This is a genomic window from Micromonospora sp. LOL_014, from assembly GCF_048060245.1.
Lineage (GTDB): Bacteria > Actinomycetota > Actinomycetes > Mycobacteriales > Micromonosporaceae > Micromonospora_E.
This window is the reverse complement of sequence record NZ_JBHMIP010000021.1, coordinates 102,244-118,301: the sequence shown is the minus strand read 5'-3', so window position 1 is coordinate 118,301 and position 16,058 is coordinate 102,244. Positions and strand designations below refer to the sequence as shown.

The 16,058-nt window shown below is 72.1% G+C and carries 13 protein-coding genes and 1 pseudogene; 13 read left to right on the top strand and 1 reads right to left on the bottom strand.

The features are described 5' to 3' along the window. The first annotated feature begins 10 nt into the window (after positions 1-10). The 5 genes and pseudogenes from murJ to ACFHW1_RS19160 all read left to right on the top strand — a co-directional run bounded on the left by murJ (position 11) and on the right by ACFHW1_RS19160 (position 7,489). Positions 11-1,660 carry a murein biosynthesis integral membrane protein MurJ gene (gene murJ / locus ACFHW1_RS19180; protein ID WP_416555047.1) on the top strand — a complete coding sequence of 550 codons (1,650 nt, stop codon included), beginning with the start codon at positions 11-13 and terminating at the stop codon, positions 1,658-1,660. Then, on the top strand, positions 1,657-2,868 hold the full coding sequence (locus ACFHW1_RS19175; RefSeq protein ID WP_416555049.1) for a glycosyltransferase family 4 protein: 1,212 nt from the start codon (positions 1,657-1,659) through the stop codon (positions 2,866-2,868). The genes murJ and ACFHW1_RS19175 overlap by 4 nt, the downstream gene beginning before the upstream one ends. Then, positions 2,868-4,985 (top strand): annotated as a pseudogene (locus tag ACFHW1_RS19170) (hypothetical protein); the annotation flags it as partial. The gene ACFHW1_RS19175 and the pseudogene ACFHW1_RS19170, both read left to right, overlap by 1 nt. Positions 4,986-5,135: 150 nt before the next feature. Beyond that, the gene (locus ACFHW1_RS19165) at positions 5,136-6,836 is read left to right on the top strand and encodes a CTP synthase (RefSeq protein WP_416555051.1); all 1,701 of its coding nucleotides are present in this window, start codon (positions 5,136-5,138) and stop codon (positions 6,834-6,836) included. Beyond that, positions 6,836-7,489 carry an NUDIX domain-containing protein gene (locus ACFHW1_RS19160; RefSeq protein WP_416555053.1) on the top strand — a complete coding sequence of 218 codons (654 nt, stop codon included), beginning with the start codon at positions 6,836-6,838 and terminating at the stop codon, positions 7,487-7,489. Before ACFHW1_RS19165 ends, ACFHW1_RS19160 begins: the two co-directional genes overlap by 1 nt. A 115-nt stretch (positions 7,490-7,604) precedes the next feature. Here the strand turns inward: ACFHW1_RS19160 and ACFHW1_RS19155 are convergent, their stop codons facing one another. Next, on the bottom strand, positions 7,605-7,895 hold the full coding sequence (locus tag ACFHW1_RS19155) for a TM2 domain-containing protein (protein ID WP_416555212.1): 291 nt from the start codon (positions 7,893-7,895) through the stop codon (positions 7,605-7,607). A 221-nt stretch (positions 7,896-8,116) separates the two neighbouring features. Between ACFHW1_RS19155 and ald the strand changes: the two genes are divergently transcribed. From ald to der, 8 genes are all read left to right on the top strand, one after another. After that, positions 8,117-9,232 carry an alanine dehydrogenase gene (ald, locus tag ACFHW1_RS19150; RefSeq protein WP_416555055.1) on the top strand — a complete coding sequence of 372 codons (1,116 nt, stop codon included), beginning with the start codon at positions 8,117-8,119 and terminating at the stop codon, positions 9,230-9,232. Next, positions 9,229-10,209 carry a site-specific tyrosine recombinase XerD gene (locus tag ACFHW1_RS19145; protein WP_416568301.1) on the top strand — a complete coding sequence of 327 codons (981 nt, stop codon included), beginning with the start codon at positions 9,229-9,231 and terminating at the stop codon, positions 10,207-10,209. The genes ald and ACFHW1_RS19145 overlap by 4 nt, the downstream gene beginning before the upstream one ends. 239 nt (positions 10,210-10,448) lie before the next feature. After that, a complete protein-coding gene (locus ACFHW1_RS19140) occupies positions 10,449-11,378 on the top strand; it encodes a ParA family protein (protein WP_416555057.1) in 930 nt (309 codons plus the stop codon). A gap of 42 nt (positions 11,379-11,420) precedes the next feature. Beyond that, on the top strand, positions 11,421-12,359 hold the full coding sequence (locus ACFHW1_RS19135; RefSeq protein WP_416555059.1) for a segregation and condensation protein A: 939 nt from the start codon (positions 11,421-11,423) through the stop codon (positions 12,357-12,359). Further along, positions 12,356-13,162, top strand: a complete 807-nt coding sequence (gene scpB, locus ACFHW1_RS19130) for an SMC-Scp complex subunit ScpB (protein WP_416568276.1) — start codon at positions 12,356-12,358, stop codon at positions 13,160-13,162. The genes ACFHW1_RS19135 and scpB overlap by 4 nt, the downstream gene beginning before the upstream one ends. Further along, positions 13,149-13,889 (top strand): pseudouridine synthase, encoded by a 741-nt coding sequence (locus ACFHW1_RS19125; protein WP_123601318.1) that lies wholly within the window; start codon positions 13,149-13,151, stop codon positions 13,887-13,889. The genes scpB and ACFHW1_RS19125 overlap by 14 nt, the downstream gene beginning before the upstream one ends. Positions 13,890-13,988: 99 nt before the next feature. Next, on the top strand, positions 13,989-14,669 hold the full coding sequence (gene cmk, locus ACFHW1_RS19120; protein WP_416555063.1) for a (d)CMP kinase: 681 nt from the start codon (positions 13,989-13,991) through the stop codon (positions 14,667-14,669). Continuing rightward, complete coding sequence (der, locus tag ACFHW1_RS19115; protein WP_416615869.1) at positions 14,666-16,051, top strand: ribosome biogenesis GTPase Der; 1,386 nt, start codon at positions 14,666-14,668, stop codon at positions 16,049-16,051. The genes cmk and der overlap by 4 nt, the downstream gene beginning before the upstream one ends. The last annotated feature ends 7 nt before the right edge of the window (positions 16,052-16,058 follow it).

The following is a 16,058-nucleotide window of genomic DNA, read 5'->3' as shown; positions in this document are numbered from 1 at the left end:
GGACGCGGCAATGACCAACTCGGCGGTCGGCACCCGGGTCGCCGGTGCCGCGGCGCTGATCGCGGTGCTCACCGTGGCGAGCCGGCTGGCCGGGGTCGGCCGTACCGCCGTCTTCGCCTGGTCGGTGGGGCCGACCGCGCTGGGCGACATCTACCTCGCCGCCAACACGATCCCCAACATCATCTTCGAGATCGTCGCCGGGGGAGCGCTGGCCAGCCTCGTGGTGCCGCTGCTCGCCGGTGCGGTGGCCGCCGGCGACCGTAGCGGCGTGTCCGCGACCACGTCGGCGCTGCTCACCTGGACGCTGGCCCTGCTGATCCCGCTCGCGGTGCTGCTCGCGTTCGCGGCCGGGCCGATCGTGCGGCTGCTTGACGCCGACGCCGGTCCTGCGCAGATCGACGCCGGCACCCTGATGCTGCGGCTGTTCGCCCCGCAACTTCCCCTGTACGGGATCGCCGTGGTGCTCACCGGAGTGCTGCAGGCGCACCACCGGTTCGCCTGGCCGGTGATCGCCCCGCTGCTGTCCAGCGTCACGGTGATCGGCACCTACCTGACCTTCGCCGCCACCGAGGGACGGCTGGCCGACCTGCCCGGGGTGGGCGCGTCAGGCCAACTGCTGCTGGCCGCTGGTACCACCGGCGGAGTGGCCGTGCTGTCGCTGTGCCTGTTCGTGCCGCTGCGCCCGCTGGGTCTGCGGCTACGACCCGGCCTACGGTTCGTTGGCGCGGCCCGCGATGCGGTCGGCGGGCTGGCGGCGGCCGGCGCGGTCACTGTCGGCGCGCAGCAGCTCGCCATACTGGTCGCGGTCTGGCTCTGCTTCGCCGGTGGCGCGCCGCAGGGCAGCGTCGTGCTGTTCACGCTGGCCCAGACGGTGTTCCTGCTGCCCTGGTCGGTGCTCGCGGTGCCGTTGGCGACTGCGGCGTACCCGACCCTGGCCGCAGCCCACAGCCACGGGGACATCGCCGGGTACCGATCAAACCTCGGTCCGGCCGTACGCGGCGTGGTCCTGCTCTGCTGTCTCGGCGCGGCCGTCCTGGTCTCGGTCTGCCTTCCGGCTGCGGCCTTTCTGGTCCCGGCCGGGCAGGCCGGGACGCTGGCCGCCGGCATCGCCGGCTTCGCTCCGGGCCTGATCGGCTACGGCATCTTCGCGATCGGCTCCAGGGCGCTGTACGCGGCCGGCCGTCCGGCGCCTGCCGCCGCAGCGGTGGCCGGCGGCTGGAGCTGCGTGCTGGTCGCCGCGCCGGTGCTGTCGCTGGTGCTGCCGGACCGTGACCGGGTCCCCGCCTTGGCGCTGGCCAACGCGCTCGGCATGTTGGTGATGGGGCTGCTGCTGGTCGCGGCGCTCCGCCGGGTCGGCGGTGGCGCGGTGCTGACCGGGCTCGGCCGTGCGACGGCGACTGGTCTGGTAGCCAGTGCCGCCGCGGCGGCTGCGGGCGCCGGCGTGGCGTACCTGACCGGGCCGGGGCCGACCACCCCGACCGTGCCCGGCGTGCTGCTGCAGGGCATGCTGTCCGGGGCGACCGGGTTGGCGGTCTTTCTCGCGGTGGCCCTGCCTGCGGACCGCCACGATCTGCGGCCGATGGTTGTTGGTGCGGTGCGCCGGACCTGGCGGCTGGCGGCCGGCCGGCGACGGGACGGGAAGGGGACGGAGTCGCGGTGAGTGATCCGACGGACGACCGCTGGAGGGGGGCGGTCCTGCTGCTGATCGGCTCCAGCACGGGCGGTATCGGCCAGCACGTCGCATCCCTGAGCCGCGGCCTTGTGTCGGGCGGGGCGCGGGTGACCGTGTGCGGTCCGCTCGCTGTCGAACAGCAGTTCCGGTTCACCGCGTCCGGTGCCCGGTTCGTCCCGGTGGAGATCCCGGCCAACCCGACCCTGGCCGACGTCCGCGCGGTGACCGCGCTCCGCCGCGTCCTCGCCGACGGGGCCGACGTCGTGCACGCGCACGGACTACGCGCCGGATTCGTCGCGGCGCTCGCCCGACCGTCCGCGCCGATCGTGGTGACCTGGCACAACAGCATTCTCGCCGGTGGACTGCGGGGGCAGCTCGCGCGGCTGGTCGAGCGGCGGGTGGCGCGGGTCGCCCAGGTGACCCTCGGCGCCTCCGCCGACCTTGTCGAGCGGGCGTTGGAACTCGGCGCGTCCGATGCCCGGCTCGGCCCGGTGGCGGCGCCGGAGTTACCCGCGCCGAGGCGCAGCCGTGCCGCGGTTCGCGCGGAGTTCGGTGTCGGCGCCCATCGACCCCTGGTGCTCTCGGTCGGCCGGCTGCACCCGCAGAAGCGCTACGACCTGCTGGTCGACGCCGCCGCCGGGTGGCGCGAACTGACCCCACCGGCGCAGGTGGTGATCGCCGGAACCGGGCCCAGCTACCTGTCCCTGGCGGCGCAGATCTCGGCGGTACGGGCACCGGTCACCCTGCTCGGCCACCGTCATGACGTGGCCGACCTGCTACTCGGTGCCGACCTGGCGGTCGTCAGCAGCGACTGGGAGGCTCGACAGCTGTTCGCCCAGGAGGCGTTGCGGGCCGGCGTACCACTGGTGGCGACCGCGGTCGGCGGGTTGCCCGAACTGGTCGGAGACGCCTGCCGGTTGATTCCGCCCGGCGACCTGGCCGCACTGGACGGCGCTGTGCGCGAGCTGCTGAGCGACCATCAGCAGCGGGCCGACCTGGCCGATCGTGGACCCCGGCAGGCCGCCGGCTGGCCGACCGACGCGGACAGTCTCGACCTGGTCCGCGCCGTCTACCGGGAGTTGACCGACGGGCGGGGCGTCACCGGCGTGCGGAAGGTAGCCGGCGGTCAGTCGGTGTCGGGCCGCCGCAACGGGCCGACCGACCGCGACGAACGACCCGTGGACGGGATCGGCTGATGCGTCACCGGGTCGTGCCGCTGCTGCTGATGTCGGTGCTGCTGGCCGCTGGCGTGGCGGCACTGGCCGGCCGGCCGGCAGTGGGCACCTCCGGCCGCAGCGCCGACTACGTGGTGATCGTCGGAGTTCCGGGCCTGCGCTGGGACGACATCGACCGGCGGACGACGCCGACGCTGTGGCGGCTGGCGGAGCAGGGCTCGATCGCCTCACTTTCGGTGCGATCCGCGCAGCGCCCGACCTGTCCGGCCGACGGCTGGGTCACCCTCGGCGCCGGCAACTACGCGGCGTACGACGGCACCACCGGCGACGGCACCTGCCCGCCGGCGCAGATCGCCGTCGAGCAACCCGACGGCATCGGCGGCTACCTGACCTCGCAGCCCGCGACCGTACGCCTCAACCAGGAACGTCTCGCCTGGGGCGCGGTGCCCGGCGCGTTGGCCGAGTCGGTGCGGTGCACGGTGGCTGTCGGACCGGGTGCCGCGCTGACCGCCGCCCGGCCGTTCGGCCGGGTCGACCGCTACGAGCCGGAACTCCCGCAGGACCCGGCGGACCTGCTCGCCTCCTGCGTGCTGAGCGTGGTCGCCGCCGGAGTGGTCGCCGGTTCCGACCCGATCGAACGGGCCGCCGCCGCCCGGCAGGCCGACGCGACGCTGGCGCGGGTCCTGGCGGCCCGCCCGCAGCGTTCACTCGTGCTGGTCGCCGGGCTGGCCGACACCAGCGCACCGGCCCGGCTGCACGTCGCGATCGCCGACGGCCCCGGCTGGGACGCCGGCTGGATGACGTCGCCGACCACCGGCCGGGACGGCTACCTGCAGCTGGTGGACCTGGCGCCGACCGCGCTGCACGTGCTCGACCGGGACCAACCCGACGGGCTGTTCATCGGCCAGCCGGCGAGTTCGGTACCCGGCCGGCCGGAGGACCTCGCGACGGCGATCGCGTACCCGGCCGACGCCGACCGGGAGGCCCGCGCCCAGCGACGCGCCGCGGTCTGGTTCTTCGGCCTGCTCGCCGGGTTCCATACGGTCCTCGCCGTGGCCGTCGTACCGTTGCTGCGCCGGGTGCGACGCACCGCTGGGCGGCCCGGCCCGGACCCGGTCACCCGACGGGTCGACGCCGTCATGGAGGTGCTGCTGATCGCGGCCGCGCTCGTCATCCCGGCGGCGTTGCTGGCCGAGGTGGTGCCCTGGTGGCGCAGTGGCCAGCCCGGCCCTGCGTTGGCCGTGACCACGCTGCTGGCGGTCGCCGCCGCGACGGCGGCGGTCCGGTTCAGCCGTTCCTACCGGCACACGCTCGCCCCGATGACGCTGGTCGCCATGATCGCGGCGGCGGTCGTCGCCGCCGACGTGCTGACCGGGGCCCGGCTGCAGCTCAACGGCGTCACCGGGTACTCCGCCTCTGAAGGCGGTCGCTACGCCGGGCTCGGCACAGTGGGGCTGGGAGTGCTGATCGCCGGCACCCTGCTGGCCGCCGGTTGCCTGGCCCAGCGGGTCCGGCGTAGCTGGCGGGTGACGGTGGTGGTCACCATCGGTGGTGCAGCGGTGATCCTGGTCGGCAGCCCCTACCTGGGTGCCGACCCGGTAGGAGCGATCGCGTTGACCGCCGGGGTGGCGATCACGGCGGCGATCAGCACCGGTGGGTGGCTGAGCGTGCCCAAAGTGGCGTGGGCGACGATCGCGGGTCTGCTGGTGACCGCCGGCTTCGCACTACTCGATCTGCAGCGGCCGGAGACCGAACGGGGCAGCCTGGGACGGTTCTTCACCGCACTGGCCGACGGCACCGGCGGTCTGACCCTGCACCGTTCCTCGGCGGCCAACATGTCGGCCCTGTTGAGCAGCCCGTTGACGGTACTGGCGCTGGTCGCCGCAGTACTCGTGTGGTTCGCCCTGCTGCAGCCGTGGGGCGGGCTGAAACGGCTGTTCGGCATCTACCCGGCGGTGCGGGCGGCGATGGCCGGCATCGCTGTGTCGTCGGTGATCGGCGGCGGACTCGCGGGTTCGGCGCTGGACGTGGCTGGTGCGGCGGCGGCGGTGACCGTGCCGCTGGCCGCGCTGGTGGCGTTGCGGGTGCTCGGGCACTCGGCGGACCGGACCAGACCGTCGACCGGCCCGCCGGGCTCGGCCGAGCAGACCCCGGCGAAGGCACCCGACGAGGTCAGCGAGTCCGCTGTTTCGGCAGGTGTTACCGTGGAGTCCCGTGGATCGCGCCAGCAGCTTCATCAGTGACGCGCCGGTCTGCACGACCAGTCAGACGACCCACGGGAGCACGCCTTGGCCCCTTCGACACAGACGGTACGGCACATTTTCGTCACCGGGGGCGTCGCGTCCTCACTCGGCAAGGGGTTGACCGCATCCAGCCTGGGCAACCTGCTCAACGCCCGCGGACTCCGGGTGGTGATGCAGAAGCTCGACCCGTACCTCAACGTCGACCCCGGCACGATGAACCCCTTCCAGCACGGTGAGGTGTTCGTCACCGACGACGGCGCCGAGACCGATCTCGACGTGGGGCACTACGAGCGGTTCCTCGACCGTGACCTGTCCTGCAAGGCCAACGTGACCACCGGTCAGATCTACTCCGAGGTCATCGCCAAGGAACGCCGGGGCGAGTACCTCGGCGACACGGTGCAGGTGATTCCGCACATCACCAACGAGATCAAGGCCAGGATCCGGGCGATGGGGGAGCCCGACGAGCACGGGCTGATCCCGGACGTGGTGATCACCGAGGTGGGCGGCACCGTCGGAGACATCGAGTCGTTGCCGTTCCTGGAGGCGATCCGCCAGGTCCGCCACGATGTCGGCCGGGACCGCTGCTTCTACCTGCACGTGTCGCTGGTTCCCTATCTGGTGCCGTCCGGCGAGCTCAAGACCAAGCCGACGCAGCACTCGGTCGCCGCGCTGCGCAGCATCGGTATCCAGCCGGACGCGATTGTGTGCCGCTCCGACCGGGAGATCCCGGACAAGTTGAAGCACAAGCTGTCGCTCTACTGTGACGTGGACCGGGAGGCGGTCATCGCCGCCCCCGACGCGCCGAGCATCTACGACATCCCGAAGGTGCTGCACCGGGAGGGCCTCGACGCCTACGTGGTGCGCCGGCTGAGCCTGTCCTTCCGGGACGTGGACTGGACCAGTTGGGACGACCTGCTGGAGCGGGTGCACCATCCGCGACACACCGTGACCGTGGCGCTGGTCGGCAAGTACGTCGACCTGCCGGACGCGTACCTCTCGGTGACCGAGGCGATCCGGGCGGCGGGTTTCGGGCACCGTGCGCGGGTGCAGATCCGGTGGGTGCCCAGCGACGAGTGTGTCAGCCCGAACGGTGCCGCCGCCGCGCTCAGCGGGGTCGACGGGATCGTGATTCCGGGCGGGTTCGGGGTGCGGGGCATCGAGGGCAAGATCGGCGCGGCTCGGTACGGGCGAGAGAACGGTGTCCCGGTGCTCGGGCTCTGCCTCGGTTTGCAGTGCATGACGATCGAGGTGGCCCGCAACGGCGCCGGTCTGGCCGGTGCCAACTCCGCCGAGTTCGGCGAGGAGGTCGAACACCCGATCATCGCGACCATGGCCGACCAAGAGCAGATCGTCGCCGGCAAGGGGGACATGGGCGGCACGATGCGGCTGGGTGGGTACCGGGCGTTGCTGGCCGAGGGCTCGATCGTCGCGCAGGCGTACGGGGCGACCGAGGTCAATGAGCGGCACCGGCACCGCTACGAGGTGAACAACGCGTACCGGGAGGTGTTGGAGAAAGCCGGGTTGCGGATCTCGGGCACCTCGCCGGACGGCCGGCTGGTTGAGTTCGTCGAGCTGGACCGGGCTGAGCACCCGTTCTTCGTGGCCACCCAGGCCCATCCGGAGCTGAAGAGCCGCCCGACCCGGCCGCATCCGTTGTTCCACGCCTTCGTCGGTGCCGTGATCACCTATTCGGAGGCCGACCAGTTGCCGGTGGATCTGGTGCCGGCCCCCGGAGGCCGGGCCTGATGCGGGAGCATGAGCCGGACGCCGAAGACGGCTCGGGTGGTCACGTCTACCAGGTGTTGTCGCGGATCGACCGGTTCTCCGGCCCGGTCTTCTCGGTGGTCAGTGACGAGGTGACGATGCCAGGCGGCGGTGTGGCCAGGCGCGACTACGTACGGCACGTCGGCGCGGTCGCAGTGGTCGCGCTCGACGAGGCCGGACGAGTGGTGCTGATCCGTCAGTACCGCCACCCGGTGGGCCGGCAACTGTGGGAGCTACCCGCCGGCCTGATCGACGTCGCCGGGGAGGAACTGCCCGCCACCGCCCACCGGGAGCTCGTCGAGGAGGCCGACCTGACCGCCGGTCGACTCGACCTGCTCGTCGATGTGCACCCGTCGCCGGGATTCTCGGACGAGACGGTCCGGATCTTCCTCGCCCGGGACCTTACCCCGGTGCCGGAGCAGGACCGGCACCACCGCCACGACGAGGAGGCCGAGCTGCAGATCCGCCTCGTCGACCTCGACGAGGCGGTCCGGATGGTGCTGGCCGGCGAGATCACCAACGGTCCGGCGGTGGCCGGTCTGCTGGCTGCCGCCTGCGCCCGGCAGACAGGGTGGGCGGCGCTGCGCGCCGCCACCGAACCTGCCTCGCGCCCGCCCGGCGGCGCGGCGCGCTGACCCGGTGTACGCCGAACGGCGGCCGGGGCGGATGTCGCCCGACCGCCGTTCGGCTTGTCGCAATCTCCGCTCGGCGACCGGCCGGATCCGCCGGGGTCGCCGAGCAATCGGGTGGTCAGTCGCGCAGCGGCCGCCCCTGGGCGTCGGTGCCGCCGTTGACCAGGACGAGAATCCCGTCGATCAGGCCCCAGAGCGAACCGAGGCCACAGGTGACGACGCTGACGACCAGCTGGAGTACGGCGATCTTGGTATGGCCTGTGTAGAACCGGCCGACGCCGAAGCCGCCCAGCAGGATGCCGAGGACCCCGGCGATGATCTTGCTTTTGTCGGAGACGCCACCGGCGCCAGGATGCTGAGGAAAGGTCATGAAGCGGCAATGTAGTGACCTTGGTCCAGGTCGTCGCAGCGAAAGTCCGGATGCTGGGAAAACCCGTGAACGGGTGCTACCTGGTGGTCTCGGACCTTCGCTCTGTGTAGCCAGCTGGCCGGTGGCTGCGTGGGATGACACACCGTCAAGCCGCGCCGCCATCGACTGTCAACGTGCGGACTGTCGGACCCGTCGACCGGATCTAGACTTCGCCGGGAGACAAGTTCGGGCAGCGTGGCCCGCGGAAAGGTGACGGCGACGTGAAGGTTGGCATTCCCCGCGAGGTCAAGAACCACGAGTACCGGGTGGCGATCACCCCGGCCGGGGTGCACGAGTTCACCCGGGCCGGTCACCAGGTGACGGTGGAGACTGGCGCCGGCGTCGGGTCCTCCATCACCGACGACGAGTTCGCCGCCGCCGGGGCGAGTATCGCCCCGAGCGCCGACGATGTCTGGGCAAGCGCCGACCTGGTACTCAAGGTGAAGGAGCCGGTCGCCGAGGAACACCACCGGATGCGTTCCGGCCAGGTGCTCTTCACCTACCTGCACCTTGCGGCGTCGCGGGAGTGCACCGACGCCCTGCTGCGGCAGCGGGTCACCGGAATCGCGTACGAGACGGTGGAAAACGCCGACCGGTCCCTCCCGCTGCTCGCACCGATGTCCGAGGTCGCCGGTCGGCTGGCCGCGCAGGTCGGCGCGTACCACCTGATGCGTCCCGGCGGCGGGCGCGGCGTGCTGATGGGCGGGGTCCCCGGCGTCTACCCGGCGAAGGTGGTGGTCATCGGGGCCGGGGTGTCCGGGATGAACGCGGCGGCGATCGCGGCCGGGATGCATGCCGACGTCCTGCTGCTCGACCGGGAGATCAGCAAGCTGCGTCAGGCGGACGCGATCCACCAGGGGCGGATGAAGACGGTCGCGTCGAACACCTACGAGGTCGAACGGGCGGTGATCGACGCGGACCTGGTGATCGGCGCGGTCCTGGTGCCCGGGGCGAAGGCACCCAGGATCGTCACCAACGAACTGGTGTCCCGGATGAAGCCCGGCAGTGTGCTCGTCGACATCTCGATCGACCAGGGTGGCTGTTTCGAGGACTCCCGGCCCACCACCCACGCCGAACCCGTCTACCCGGTCCACGACTCGGTCTTCTACTGCGTGGCGAACATGCCGGGCGCCGTCCCGCACACCAGCACCTACGCGTTGACCAACGTCACCCTGCCGTACGCCCTCGAACTCGCCAACCGGGGCTGGCGCGACGCGCTGCGCCACGATCGGGCTCTCGCCGCCGGTCTGAACACCCACGACGGCGAGATCACCTCCGGCCCGGTGGCCGAGGCACACGGCCTGAGCAGCCGGTCGTTGGCCGAGGTGCTGGGCTGACCGGCGACGCGCCGCCACCGACGGTGCCGCCGGCCCCCGCGCTGCGGCACGCGGTCCGCAGCTACCTGGATCACCTGACCGTCGAACGCGGGCTGTCCCAGCACACCCTCCGGTCGTACCGGCGCGACCTGGACCGATACCTCGGCACCCTGGCGAACCTGGGGATCGACGAGCTGGCCAAGGTGGGGTCGGCGCAGATCACCGGGCACCTCGCCGCGATGCGGTCCGGCGCAGATGGGCAGCCGCCGCTGTCGGCCGCGTCCACCGCCCGGGCCGCCAGCGCCATCCGCGGGCTGCACCGGTTCGCCGTCCGGGAGGGACACGCCGACTCCGACGCCGGCCGCGATGTCCGTCCCGCCGTCCCGCCGCGTCGGCTGCCCCGGGCGCTCGACCTCGACCAGATCGAACGGCTGCTGGCCGCCGCCGGGGCCGTGGACGGTCCGGTGCCGCCGTTGGCCGTACGCGACCGGGCACTGCTGGAGTTCCTCTACGGCACCGGGGCGCGGATCTCCGAGGCGGTCGGTGCCGCCGTCGACGACCTCGACCTGGCCACCGGGGCGGTCCTGCTCCGCGGCAAGGGCGGCCGGCAGCGGGTGGTCCCGGTCGGTGGGTACGCGGCCGACGCGCTGCGGGCGTACCTGACCCGGGTGCGGCCGGCCCTCGCGGCGGCGGGCCGGGGCAGCCCGGCCGTCTTCCTCAACGCGCGGGGCGGGCAGCTGTCCCGGCAGAGCGCGTGGACGGTGCTGCGGCGCGCCGCAGCACGCGCCGGGCTGCCGGTGAGCGGGGCGCATCCTGTTTCCCCGCACACCCTGCGGCACTCGTACGCCACCCATCTGCTCGACGGCGGCGCGGACGTACGGGTGGTCCAGGAACTGCTCGGGCACGCGTCGGTGACCACCACCCAGGTCTACACTCTGGTGACCGTCGACCGGCTCCGCGAAATCTACGCCACCTCCCATCCGCGGGCCCGTCATTGACCCGCTCCGCGTGCCTACGGTTGATCCGTGGGCGGGTGCGGGTGAGGCCGCCGGGCGTACCCGGGCAAGCCGGGTCGACACGCCGGACCGGTGTCCGCCGCACCCCAGCCGGGTGGCGTACAGTCGGGCAACGGCGCGGCTTTCGTACGGCGGCAGGCGAAGGCCCCGCAGCGGCGACGCCGCTGCAGACGCCGGTCGGCTCCGGCGCCGAGCAGTCGTCGGGAGGGGGCGCACAGGACATGGCGGGCAACGGTGACCGTGCCGAGGCGTGGACCTCGACGCTCCGCGAACAACAGGCGGGGCTCGATCTGAGCGCGGAGCTCGGTCCCGCCGATCCGACCGCCTACACCATGCGCAAGCCGATCCCCGAGCCGATGCCGACCGACCGGCACGGCCCGGCGCGGATCATCGCGATGGCCAACCAGAAGGGCGGCGTCGGCAAGACCACCACGACGATCAACCTCGGTGCCGCGTTGGCCGAGTACGGACGCCGGGTGCTGCTGGTCGACTTCGACCCGCAGGGCGCGTTGTCGGTCGGGCTCGGGGTCAACCCGCACAACCTTGATCTGTCGGTCTACAACCTGCTGATGCAGGACGACGTCACCGCCGAGGACGTGCTGATCAAGACCGACGTCGCCGGTCTGCACCTGCTGCCGGCCAACATCGATTTGTCGGCCGCGGAGATCCAGCTGGTCAACGAGGTCGCCCGGGAGATGGCCCTGGCCCGGGTGCTCAAGTCGATCCGCAAGGAGTACGACTTCGTTCTGATCGACTGCCAGCCCTCGCTCGGTCTGCTGGCGATCAACGCGCTCACCGTGGCGCACGGTGTGCTGATCCCCCTGGAGTGTGAGTTCTTCAGCCTGCGCGGGGTGGCGCTGCTGCTGGACACCATCGACAAGGTCCGCGAGCGGCTCAACTTCGACCTGGAGCTGGAAGGCATCCTCGCCACGATGTACGACAGCCGCACCACCCACTGCCGGCAGGTGCTGCAGCGGGTGGTCGAGGCGTTCGGCGACAAGGTCTACCAGACGGTCATCACCAAGACGGTGAAGTTCCCCGAGTCGACGGTGGCCGGCGCGCCGATCACCAGCCTTGACCCGGCCTCGTCTGGGGCCCGCAACTACCGGCAGCTGGCCCGTGAGGTCATCGCGCACCAGGCGGAGCGCTAACCTGCGGTGCAGCTCGTCGAGCAGGTGGACTACGGTCGACGGGTGAGCGCTCCGACGGTCGACGCGACAGCTGGGCAGGTGGCCGATACGGCACCCGGCTCCGGCGACGCCGCCGGGGTGGCCCGGCCCGGCGAGAGCACCGGATTCACCGTCCGGCTGGACAACTTCACCGGCCCGTTCGACCTGTTGCTGCAGCTCATCGGGAAACACAAGCTGGACGTAACCGAGGTGGCGTTGCACCAGGTCACCGACGAGTTCATCGGCTACATCCGGGCGATGGGCGACGACTGGGACCTGGACGAGGCCAGTGAGTTCCTGGTCGTCGCGGCGACCCTGCTCGACCTCAAGGCGGCCCGGCTGCTGCCCGCCGCCCAGGTCGAGGACGAAGAGGATCTGGCTCTGCTGGAAGCCCGGGACCTGCTGTTCGCCCGGCTGTTGCAGTACAAGGCGTTCAAGGAGGCCGCGGGGCACATCGCCGAGCTGGAGACCGCCGGGGCCCGCCGCTATCCCCGCTCGGTCACCATGGAGGAGCGGTACGCGCAGGCGCTGCCTGAACTGGTGCTCGGTGTCGGTCCGGAGCGGCTCGCGAAGCTCGCGATCAGGGCGATGACGCCACGCGTCGCACCGGTCGTCTCCATCGACCACGTGCACCAGATCCGGGTGAGCGTGCGGGAGCACGCCACTCTGTTGCGTGACCGGCTGCGCCGGATGGGCACCGCGACGTTCCAGACGCTGTGCCTGGACTGCGAGTCCACCCTGGAGGTCGTCGCACGCTTCCTCGCGCTGCTGGAGCTCTACCGGGAGGGTCTGGTCGGCTTCAGCCAGGAGCAGGCCCTGGGAGATCTGACCGTACGCTGGACCGGGGGCGCCGACGGCGGCGGGGAGCTCACCATCGACGAGTACGCCGGCCACCCGGAGGAACGGGACGCCGCGGCGGCACCGCCCGCCCAGCCGGACACCGTCCAGGAGGAGACCTCGTGAGCACCGACGAGCAGCCTGACTCGCTCGCCGAGCAGGCGGCCGCCTGGGTTCCACCGTGGGCTCGGGCCCCCGTACCAGCGGAGCGTGCCCCCGCGCCCGAACCGGAGCCGCCGCCGGACCCCGAGCCTGAACCGGTCCCGGCGGCGGAGCCGGACCCCGAGCCTGAACCGGTGTCGGTCGCTGAGCCGGCACCAGCTACTGAGCCGACCCCGGTGGTTGAGCCGTCGCCGGTCCGACCGGAGGCGCTGGCGTTGCTCGACGACGGCGAGCTGCGCGCCGCGCTCGAAGCAATCATGCTCGTGATCGACGAACCCGTCGCCGAGGTGGTTCTGGCCCAGGTGCTGGAGCAGCCCACCGACCGGATCGCCGCGGTCCTCGCCGACCTTTCCGCCGGCTACACCGCGGCCGGTCACGGCTTCGACCTGCGCCGGGCGGCTGGCGGCTGGCGGCTCTACACCCGTCCGGAGTACGCACCGTACGTGGAGCGGTTCGTGCTCGACGGGCAGTCGGCGCGGCTGACCCAGGCCGCGCTGGAGACCCTCGCTGTGGTCGCCTACAAGCAGCCGGTGACGCGCGGTCGGGTCTCCGCGATCCGGGGTGTCAACTGCGACGGGGTGATCCGTACCCTGTTGTCCCGTGGCCTGATCGAGGAGTGCGGCAGCGAGCCGGAGTCCGGCGCCTACCTCTACCGCACCTCGACGCTGTTCCTGGAGAAACTGGGGTTGGACAGCGTCGAGGAGCTACCCTCGCTCGCGCCGTTCCTGCCCGACGACGTGGAAGAGATTGCCGATGCCCAGCGATGACGACAGCGGTGTCCAGCGTCTGCAGAAGGTGCTCGCCACCGCCGGGGTCGGCTCGCGGCGGGCCTGCGAGGATCTGATCTTCCGACGCCGGGTGACGGTCGACGGACGCATCGCTCAACTCGGTGACAAGGTCGACCCGCGTACGGCGGTCATCCACGTCGACGGCGAACGGGTCGTCGCCGACCACCGGCTCGCCTATCTGGCGATGAACAAGCCCCGCGGTGTCGTTTCCACCATGGCAGACGAAAAGGGGCGTACCGCGTTGTCGGACCTGCTCGACCGGGTCGACCAGCGGGTCTACCACGTCGGCCGGCTGGACGCGGACAGTGAGGGACTGTTGCTGCTGACCAACGACGGCACGCTGGCGCATCGCCTGATGCATCCGTCGTACGGGGTGCCGAAGACGTACCTGTGTGAGATCGCCGGCCCGGTGCCCCGGGCGGTCGGCCGCCGGCTGCTCGCCGGTGTCGACCTCGACGACGGGCCGGCCAAAGTGGACAAGTACGCGCTGCTGGACACCCTGGGTCGCACCGCGCAGGTTGAGGTGGTGCTGCACGAGGGGCGCAACCACATCGTGCGTCGGCTGTTCGACGAGGTGGGGCACCCGGTCTCGCGACTGGTGCGGACCGCCATCGGGCCGATCCGGCTCGGTGACCTGCGGCCGGGGCGGACCCGGCGGCTGAACAACGCGGAGGTCGCCGCCCTGTTCGCGGCCGTCAGTGACTAACCAGGCATGATGGACCCGGAAAGCGGGCACTCGGCAGGTGCTCTCGTGGATGCTCCCGGGACTACCGGGGCCGGTGGTGCGGAAGAGAGGAAACCGACGGTGGCTGAGCAGGTACGGACCGGGCACTTTGTGGTGGCGGTGGATGGTCCGTCCGGATCCGGCAAATCCACCGTTTCCCGGCGACTGGCCACCGCGACGGGCGCCCGCTATCTGGACACCGGGGCGATGTACCGGGCGATCACCTGGGCGGTGCTCCGGTCTGGCGTCAATCCGCACGACACGCCCGGGGTCGTCAAGGTCGCGTCGGACGTCGCCTTGACCGTCGGCACCGATCCGGCGGCACCGCATATCAGTGCGGACGGCGTCGCGGTGGACGTCGAGATCCGCAGCCAGGAGGTCACCTCCGCAGTGTCCGCGGTGGCCGCCGTGCCTGCGGTACGCGAACGGCTGGTCGCCGAGCAGCGCGCGTTGATCGACCAGCCGGCCCCGATCGTCGTCGAGGGCCGTGACATCGGCTCCGTCGTCGCACCCGACGCCGACCTCAAGGTCTACCTCACCGCTTCGGCCGAGGCCCGGGCGATGCGGCGCAGCGCCGAGACCGCCGCCGACGTGGCGGCGACAGCGGCGGCGCTGGCCCGCCGCGACCGGCTCGACTCGACCCGGGCCGCCGACCCGTTGCAGCAGTCCGCCGACGCGGTCGAGCTGGACACCACCGGGATGGGCATCGACGAGGTCGTCGACCGGCTCCGTGAGCTGCTCGCAGCCCGGACGACCCGGTGAGCGCCGAGGCGGTTCCGGACGAGCGGACCGGGCCGGCTGCCCCGGTCCCGGTGGTCGCCGTCGTCGGGCGTCCCAACGTCGGCAAGTCCACACTGGTCAACCGGATCATCGGCCGCCGGCAGGCGGTGGTGGAGGACACCCCGGGCGTGACCCGGGACCGGGTACCGTACGACGCCAACTGGTCCGGCCGGCAGTTCGTCGTCGTCGACACCGGCGGCTGGGAGCCGGATGCCCGCGACCGCGCCGCCGCGATCGCCGCCCAGGCCGAAGCTGCGGTGGCCACCGCGGACGTCGTCCTGTTCGTCGTCGACGCCACGGTCGGCTCGACCGACGTCGACGAGGCCGCGGTCAAGATGCTGCGACGCAGCGCCAAACCGGTCCTGCTGGTCGCCAACAAGGCCGACAACATGTCCGTCGAGTTGGAGTCGGCCGCCCTGTGGTCGCTCGGCCTGGGGGAGCCGTACCCGGTCTCCGCGCTGCACGGCCGCGGGTCCGGTGATCTGCTCGACGCGGTCCTCGACGCGTTACCTGATCCGCCGCCGGTCACCGAGCCGGGTGGGCCGCGTGGCCCTCGCCGGGTCGCCCTGGTCGGCCGGCCGAACGTCGGCAAGTCGAGTCTGCTCAACCGGCTCGCCCGGGAGGATCGGGCCGTCGTCGACTCCGTCGCGGGCACCACCGTCGACCCGGTGGACAGCATCGTCGAGATCGGCGGTGAGCCCTGGCAGTTCGTCGACACCGCTGGGCTGCGCAAGCGCGCAAACCGGGCCAGCGGCACCGAGTACTACGCCAGCCTGCGCACCGCCGGTGCGATCGAAGCGGCCGAGGTGGCGGTCGTCCTGCTCGACGCCAGCGAAGTCCTGAGCGAGCAGGACCAGCGGGTGTTGTCGATGGTCGTCGAGGCCGGCCGGGCGCTGGTGATCGCGTTCAACAAGTGGGACCTGGTCGACGCCGACCGGCGGTACTACCTGGAGAAGGAGATCGAGTGGGATCTCCGGCGCATCCCGTGGGCGATCCGGGTGAACATCTCCGCCCGGACCGGCCGGTCGGTGGAGCGGCTCGCCCCGGCGCTGCGGACCGCCCTGGCCAGCTGGGAGACCCGGATCCCGACCGGCCAGCTCAACCAGTGGATCACCGCCCTGGTGCAGGCCACCCCGCACCCGGTACGCGGCGGCCGCGCACCGCGCATCCTCTTCGCCACCCAGGCCGGCGTGGCGCCGCCCCGGTTCGTGCTGTTCACCACCGGCCCGCTCGACGCCGGCTACCAGCGGTTCGTCGAGCGCAAGCTGCGGGAGGAGTTCGGCTTCGAGGGAACCCCGATCGAGGTCACGGTGCGCCCGCGCAAGCAGGTGGGTCCCGGCGGGCGGGGCAAGGCCCACGGCTGACGCCTGT